Below are 6,000 nucleotides of genomic sequence, written 5' to 3' on the forward strand. Positions count from 1 at the left end.
ATGCGCACGAGGTGCCGAGGAGGCGTCCATGAACCCCTGGCGGGAGTTCGACGACCGCGAGTTGTCCCCCTACACCGGATGGACCAGGGACCACTGGGCGGCCCTCGCCGACCACCTGCTGCTGTCGGCCCGGCGGTACGCCTCGCCCTCGCACGCGCGCATCGCCTTTCCCGGCCCGCCCGGCGGCTACGGGGCCGACGTCGACGCGCTGGAGGGCTTCGCCCGCACCTTCCTGGCCGCCGGGTTCCGGGTGGCCGGCGAGGACGGCCGTGACCCGCTGGGACTGATGGAGTGGTACGCCGAAGGTCTCGCCGCGGGCACCGACCCCCACTCGCCCGACCGCTGGGTACGGCTGGAGGAGCACGGCCAGGCCAAGGTGGAGGCCGCGTCCATCGCCATGGTGCTCCACCTGACCCGGCCGTGGTTGTGGGACCGCCTCGGCCCGGTCGTCCGGGAGCAGGTCGTCGACTACCTCGCCCCTGCGATCGGCGCGGACTACCCGCCGATCAACTGGGTGTGGTTCCAGATCGTCGTCGAGCAGTTCCTCGCTTCGGTCGGCGGGCCGTGCTCGCGGGAGGACATCGACGCCGGGCTCGCGCTGTCCGACGGCTTCGCCCGCGAGGACGGCTGGTACGCCGACGGCGCCGAGCGCTCCTACGACCACTACGCAGGGTGGGCGCTGCAGTTCTACCCGTTGCTGTGGACCGAGATGGCCGCGGGCGACGAGCGCGCGGACTCCCGCCGGCCGGTGTACCTGCGGCGGCTGGAACGCTACCTGGACGACGCGTTGCACCTGGTGGGCGCCGACGGCTCGCCGCTGATCCAGGGACGCAGCCTGACCTACCGGTTCGCCGTGGCCGCGCAGTTCTGGGTAGGCGCGCGGGCCGGGCTCGGGCGGCCCTCGCCCGGGCTGCTGCGCCGCGCGGCCTCCGGCGTCGCCCGCCACTTCGCCGACCACGGCGCTCCCGACGGCGACGGCGTGCTGAGCCTCGGCTGGCACGGTCCGTGGCGGCCGATCGCCCAGTCCTACTCCGGGCCCGGCTCCCCGTACTGGGCCTCCAAAGGGCTGTTCGGGCTCGCCCTGCCGGCCGGCCACCCGGTGTGGACGGCGGTCGAGGAGCCGCTGCCGGTGGAGTCCGGCGACTTCCACCGGGTGCTCCGCGCCCCCGGATGGCTGGTCGGCGGCACCCGGGCCGACGGGGTCGTGCGGGTGGTCAACCACGGCGCCGACCACTCCTTCCCCGGCTCTCACCTGACCGACTCGCCGCTGTACGCGCGCCTCGGGTACTCGACGGCCACCGCGCCCGTCCTGGCCGGGGAGCACGCGGCCCGCCCGCTGGACCAGTCGGTGGTGCTGCTCGACGCGGACGGGACGCCCAGCCACCGCACGGGGTTCCAGGCTCTGCCCGCCCGCGGCCTGCCCTCCGGGACGCCGGTCGGCGCCTCGCGCTGGCGGGCCCACTGGGTCACCCCCGAGACCGACGGCCCGGACCACGGGCACGGACGCTCGGGACCGGTGCGCCTTGGGCCGTGGATCGAGGTGGTCTCGGTCGTGCGCGGTCCATGGGAGGCCCGGCTGGTACGGCTGTCGCCCGCCGAGGGGACGCCGTGGGACGGCCCGCTGCGCGTCGGCGGCTGGCCCCTGCCCGCGGACGGGCCCGACGAGGCGGCCGGCCGGAGCCGGTTGTGCTCGCGCGTGCTCGGCGGCCCGGGGCTGGAGGCCTCCGGAGTGGTCCGCGCCGAGGACTCCTCGCCGCTGGCACCGTGGACGCTCGTGCCCTGGTGCGCCACGCCCGCGGCCGCGCGGGCCGGCCGGTGGTACCAGGCTCTGGTCTACCTCGGCCGGGGCGAGCCCGCCGGGACGCCCGCCCTGTCGTGGGACGGCCCGGCGTCGGTGCGGCTGAGCTGGCCCGACGGCGTCCGGGACGTCGTGGACCTCGCGGCGGGTGAGGTCAGCGCGGAGCCGACGAGGAGGAGCGCACCATCAGGCGGGGCGCGATGACGACGCGGTGGGCCGGGCGCTCGGCGCCGCCGCCGGCCAGGCGGGCCGCGAGCAGCTCGAACGCCGCCCGGCCGACGGCCGCCTTCGGCGGGCGCACCGCCGTCAGCGGCGGATCGCACAGCTCGGCGACCTCGTCGTCGTAGGCGACCAGGCTGAGGTCGCCGGGCACCCGGACGCCGCGCAGCTGGCAGCGTTCCACCAGCGACATCGTCTCGGGGTCGGAGTGGACCAGCATGGCCGTCGTCTCCGAGGCGAGGCAGGCGTCGAGCACCTCGTCCAGCACGGCGGCCCGCCCGGCGTCCCCGGCCGCGTTCACGTCCGGCACGTCCGTCAGGTCCAGGCCGAGCTCCTCGCACGCCTGCCGCCACCCCCGCCGCACGTGCGCGGTCGTCGGGCTCTGCGCGGGGGTGAGCAGCCCGACCCGCCGGTGGCCGAGCGTGGCCAGGTGCCGCACGGCCATGGCGGCGCCGAGCGCGTGGTCGCTGACCACCGACTCCATCGCCTCGCGGAGCGGCCCGACCGTGGCGGCGCGCTCGAGCAGCACCACCGGCACCTCGGCGGACTGCAGCCAGCGCACCAGCGCCTCGCCCTCCTCGCCGGTGGTGGTCGGCGCGACCAGCAGGCCGTCCACCTCCATCGACTCCACCAGCCAGGCGAGCTGACGCCGCTCGTCGTCGGCCTGGTAGGTGGCGCCCCGCAGCACGACCCGCGCGGAGGCCGCCGCGGCGGCCTCGCGCACGCCGCGGATCACGTCGGGGTAGTAGTAGGTCAGCGACGGCACCACCACGCCGACCGTGAGCCGCCGCCCGGCCAGGGTCGCGGGCTGCGGGACCACCGGTGCGTCCCGCTCGTCCGCGCCTTCCATGACGGCCCCGCCGCGGACCCGGCGGATGACCCCCTGGGAGGCCAGCAGGGCGATGTCCCGCCGGATGGTGATGACCGAGACGTCCAGCTCGGCGGCCAGTTCGTCGGCGCGCACCACGCCGCGCCGGCGCAGCAGGTCGACCACCTGGGCGCGGCGCTCGTACGGCAGCGGGGCGGGCGAGGGCCCCCCGGCGGACTCTGTCATGGCTCCCCCTCCCCAGAGACAGCCATGGTACCGATCGTTGTTGATCGAAGCTGACCGGTCCCCGCGCGGCCGCGACACGCACGGCTGGACGCGTTCGAACCTGTGTGCGAACCTGTGGACACTGGGGATAACTCCGGGCTTCCCCTGGACAGGCCCCGCTTCGTCCGGGTCCGAGGGAGCAGATGGGGCATCCTTTACCATTGGCGCATGTCACGAGGATCTCCCGCCGTCCAGCGCGCCGAGCGAGCGCTGACGGCGAAGGGGACCGCCACCCGGGCGCGCATCATCCACGGCGCCGTCGAACTGGTCCGTGAACGCGGGCCGGCCAACGTCGGGCTGGACGACATCCGCGCCGTCACCGCGACGAGCAAGAGCCAGCTGTTCCACTACTTCCCCGACGGCAAGGCCGATCTGCTGCTGGCCGTGGCCGCCTACGAGGCCGAGCAGGTGCTCGCCGACCAGCAGCCCATGCTGGGCGACCTCACCACGTGGGAGAAGTGGGAGGCGTGGCGCACGCGGGTGGTCGAGAAGTACGACGCGCAACGGCGGCGCTGCCCGCTTTCGGCGCTCACGGCGCAGCTCGGCCTCTCCAACCCCGCGACCCGCACCATCGTCACCGGCATGTACGACAGATGGCACGCCCAGCTCGCGGACGGGGTCCAGGCGCTGAAGGACTCCGGCGAGATCGCGCCCTCCGTCGACGCCGGCCGCGCGGCGACGACGATCCTCACCACGGTCTGCGGTGGCGCCACCCTGTTGCAGGCCACCGACGACCTGTCCTACCTGGAGACCGGCCTCGCCGACGTGCTGGACGGCCTGCGCCGCCCAGAGCCGACCGGCTCGCCACGGTGAACGGCCTGCGCCACCCGGCGCCGACCGGCTCGCCGTGCTGAACGGCCTGCGCCGCCCCGCGCCGATCTCGCCGCGGTGATCCACGGCCCGCGTCCCGGCTCCGGTGGGACGCGGGGCCGGCGGTGCGTCCACGCCGACGGGCGTCTCCTCGGGGTTGCCCTTGACCTGCGGGTGAGGGGTTAGGGTCTCGACGCCTTGTCGACCGTCGACCTTGAGGAGCGTCCCATGCCGCACCTGCCGCAGGTGTCCAGAGAAGTCCGGCTCGCCGTCGCGACCGGTGGCCTGCCCGAGCCGGATCACTTCGTGGTCGCCGAGGTGCCGGTCCCGGCGCCGGGCGAAGGCCAGGTGCTGGTCCGCAACCGGTTCTTCCACGTCTTCGCCGCCCTCCGCACACTGATCGGCGGGAGCGTGCGGGACGCGCCCTTCCCGCCGCTGCGTCCCGGCGACACGCTGTTCGGCGCGGCGGTCGGGGAGGTCGTGTCGGCGCCCGCGGACAGCGGGGTGCGCCCGGGCGACCTGGTCTCGCACTGGCTGGGCTGGCGCGAGTACGCGGTCGTGCCCGAGGGCGGGTTCACGCCGCTGGGCGACGCGCTGCCCGACCCCGCGGCGCACCTGAGCCAGGGCGGCAGCGGGAGTACGGGCAGCGCGACGTGGACCGGGTGCGCGTCATCCGCGAGCTGCTGTCGCTCGGGCTGACCATCGAGGACGTGAGCCGCTGCGCCGACCGCCTGCACCTGCTCGAAGGCGGCAGGCTCCCGGCGCGCGGCGCCCCCGGATGCACCGCTTCGAGCGGTGTGGTCGAGCGCCGGCTCGCCGTCCTCGACGCGGAGATCTCCCGCCTGACACACCTGCGCGATCAGCTCGCCTCGCGGGCCGGGGTGCGGGCCGCGAAGACCCCCTGAGCCCCGCGGACGCCGGGTCCGTCCCCGGCGGAGCGTCGCGCAGGGCTCGCCGGCACCGGGGGCGCCGAGGCGGATGCGCGGCCGCCCGCGGGGAGGGTTCATCGGGTCGCGCCTAGAGGCGGTCGAGGGCCAGGTTGAGCGAGAGGACGTTCACCGCGGGCTCGCCCATGAAGCCGAGGCCCCGTCCCGTGGTGTTCCGCTCGATGAGGGCCCTGACCTTGTCGAGCCCGAGCCCGCGTTCCCTGGCGACGCGAGGTGCCTGCAGCTCGGCATAGGCCGGGCTGATGTCGGGGTCGAGCCCGGAGCCGCTGGCGGTGACGGCGTCGGGGGGGACGAGGGCGGCGGTGGTGGTGCCGCGGACGGTGACGGTGCGGCCGGTGGCGTGGTCGTCGCCGGGCTTGCCGCATTCGACCTTCACGCCCTGGTAGGTGGTGATGAAGGGGGTGGCGGGGCAGGCCTGGTTGACGCTGACGGCGCGGGTGGGGGCGCCGGTGGCGGGGAAGACCTTCAGGACGGCGCCGACGCCGTCGGGGGTGCAGTAGGGGCGTGCGCCGCTGACCCCTTCCAGCTCGCCGACGGCCTTGCTGCGGGCGCACACCTGGGTGAGCAGGCTCTGCTTCCCGGTGTCGGGGGCGCCCTCGTCGTCCTTGGCGCCCGGCACCGGCAGGACGTCCAGGACGTCCTCCGGGCCGAGGTTGCTCGCGGCCGTGGACGTCGGGTCGTATCCGTCACCGGCCGCCGACGGGCGGGACTGGAAGTACTTGCGCACCGGGGCGCCGTCGGCGTCGGTGAAGCTCTGTCCCAGCAGGGCGCTGCCGACGTCCTTGCCGGCCTTGTCGTGGACGATCGAGCCGTTGGCGCCGTCGTGGAAGACGGCCTGGGCGACTCCGGTCGCCACCAGCGGGTAGATCACTCCGGTGATCACGGTGAGCACCAGCAGGGCGCGCAGGGCGGCCAGGTGCCGGTTGATCCAGCTTGGCAGGCGTTGCATCAGGACATCCCCGGAAGGAACTGGACCAGCAGGTCGATGAGTTTGATGCCGATGAAGGGGACGATGATGCCGCCCAGGCCGTAGATGTAGAGGTTGCGGGACAGGAGTTGGGAGGCGCTGGAGGGGCGGTAGCGGACTCCGCGTAGTGCCAGGGGGATGAGGGCGATGATGACGAGGGCGTTGA

7 protein-coding genes are annotated in these 6,000 nt (G+C 74.9%); 4 read left to right on the forward strand and 3 right to left on the reverse strand.

Annotation, left to right across the window (positions count from 1 at the left end):
- Positions 1-28: 28 nt before the first annotated feature.
- Entirely contained in the window at positions 29-2,002 is a 1,974-nt protein-coding gene (locus ACFQSB_RS29875; protein ID WP_380830192.1) for a DUF2264 domain-containing protein, read from the forward strand.
- Here the strand turns inward: ACFQSB_RS29875 and ACFQSB_RS29880 are convergent.
- Positions 1,953-3,071 (reverse strand): substrate-binding domain-containing protein, encoded by a 1,119-nt coding sequence (locus ACFQSB_RS29880; protein WP_380830193.1) that lies wholly within the window; start codon positions 3,069-3,071, stop codon positions 1,953-1,955. The genes ACFQSB_RS29875 and ACFQSB_RS29880 overlap by 50 nt on opposite strands.
- Before the next feature lie 207 nt (positions 3,072-3,278).
- On the opposite strand from ACFQSB_RS29880, the gene ACFQSB_RS29885 reads away from it, so the two are divergent.
- The 3 genes from ACFQSB_RS29885 to ACFQSB_RS29895 all read left to right on the forward strand — a co-directional run bounded on the left by ACFQSB_RS29885 (position 3,279) and on the right by ACFQSB_RS29895 (position 4,825).
- Entirely contained in the window at positions 3,279-3,923 is a 645-nt protein-coding gene (locus ACFQSB_RS29885; RefSeq protein WP_380830194.1) for a TetR/AcrR family transcriptional regulator, read from the forward strand.
- A 225-nt stretch (positions 3,924-4,148) separates the two neighbouring features.
- Positions 4,149-4,619: a hypothetical protein gene (locus ACFQSB_RS29890; protein WP_380830195.1), complete on the forward strand. Its 471-nt coding sequence runs from the start codon at positions 4,149-4,151 to the stop codon at positions 4,617-4,619.
- Positions 4,583-4,825: an ATP-binding cassette domain-containing protein gene (locus tag ACFQSB_RS29895; protein WP_380830196.1), complete on the forward strand. Its 243-nt coding sequence runs from the start codon at positions 4,583-4,585 to the stop codon at positions 4,823-4,825. The genes ACFQSB_RS29890 and ACFQSB_RS29895 overlap by 37 nt, the downstream gene beginning before the upstream one ends.
- 112 nt (positions 4,826-4,937) lie before the next feature.
- On the opposite strand, the gene ACFQSB_RS29900 is transcribed toward ACFQSB_RS29895, so the two are convergent.
- The gene (locus ACFQSB_RS29900; RefSeq protein WP_380830197.1) at positions 4,938-5,816 is read right to left on the reverse strand and encodes a potassium-transporting ATPase subunit C; all 879 of its coding nucleotides are present in this window, start codon (positions 5,814-5,816) and stop codon (positions 4,938-4,940) included.
- Positions 5,816-6,000 (reverse strand): hypothetical protein (locus ACFQSB_RS29905; protein WP_380830198.1); only part of this gene is annotated, 185 nt, incomplete at its 5' end. The genes ACFQSB_RS29905 and ACFQSB_RS29900, both read right to left, overlap by 1 nt.

Origin of the sequence: Sphaerisporangium rhizosphaerae (assembly GCF_042665155.1) — a bacterium.
Classification (GTDB): domain Bacteria; phylum Actinomycetota; class Actinomycetes; order Streptosporangiales; family Streptosporangiaceae; genus Sphaerisporangium; species Sphaerisporangium rhizosphaerae.

Bases quoted from the DNA above. Each gene is read 5' to 3' on its own strand.
- ACFQSB_RS29875 (WP_380830192.1), top strand. From the start codon at position 29: ATGAACCCCTGGCGGGAGTTCGACGACCGCGAGTTGTCCCCCTACACC.
- ACFQSB_RS29880 (WP_380830193.1), bottom strand. From the start codon at position 3,071: ATGACAGAGTCCGCCGGGGGGCCCTCGCCCGCCCCGCTGCCGTACGAG.
- ACFQSB_RS29885 (WP_380830194.1), top strand. From the start codon at position 3,279: ATGTCACGAGGATCTCCCGCCGTCCAGCGCGCCGAGCGAGCGCTGACG.
- ACFQSB_RS29890 (WP_380830195.1), top strand. From the start codon at position 4,149: ATGCCGCACCTGCCGCAGGTGTCCAGAGAAGTCCGGCTCGCCGTCGCG.
- ACFQSB_RS29900 (WP_380830197.1), bottom strand. From the start codon at position 5,816: ATGCAACGCCTGCCAAGCTGGATCAACCGGCACCTGGCCGCCCTGCGC.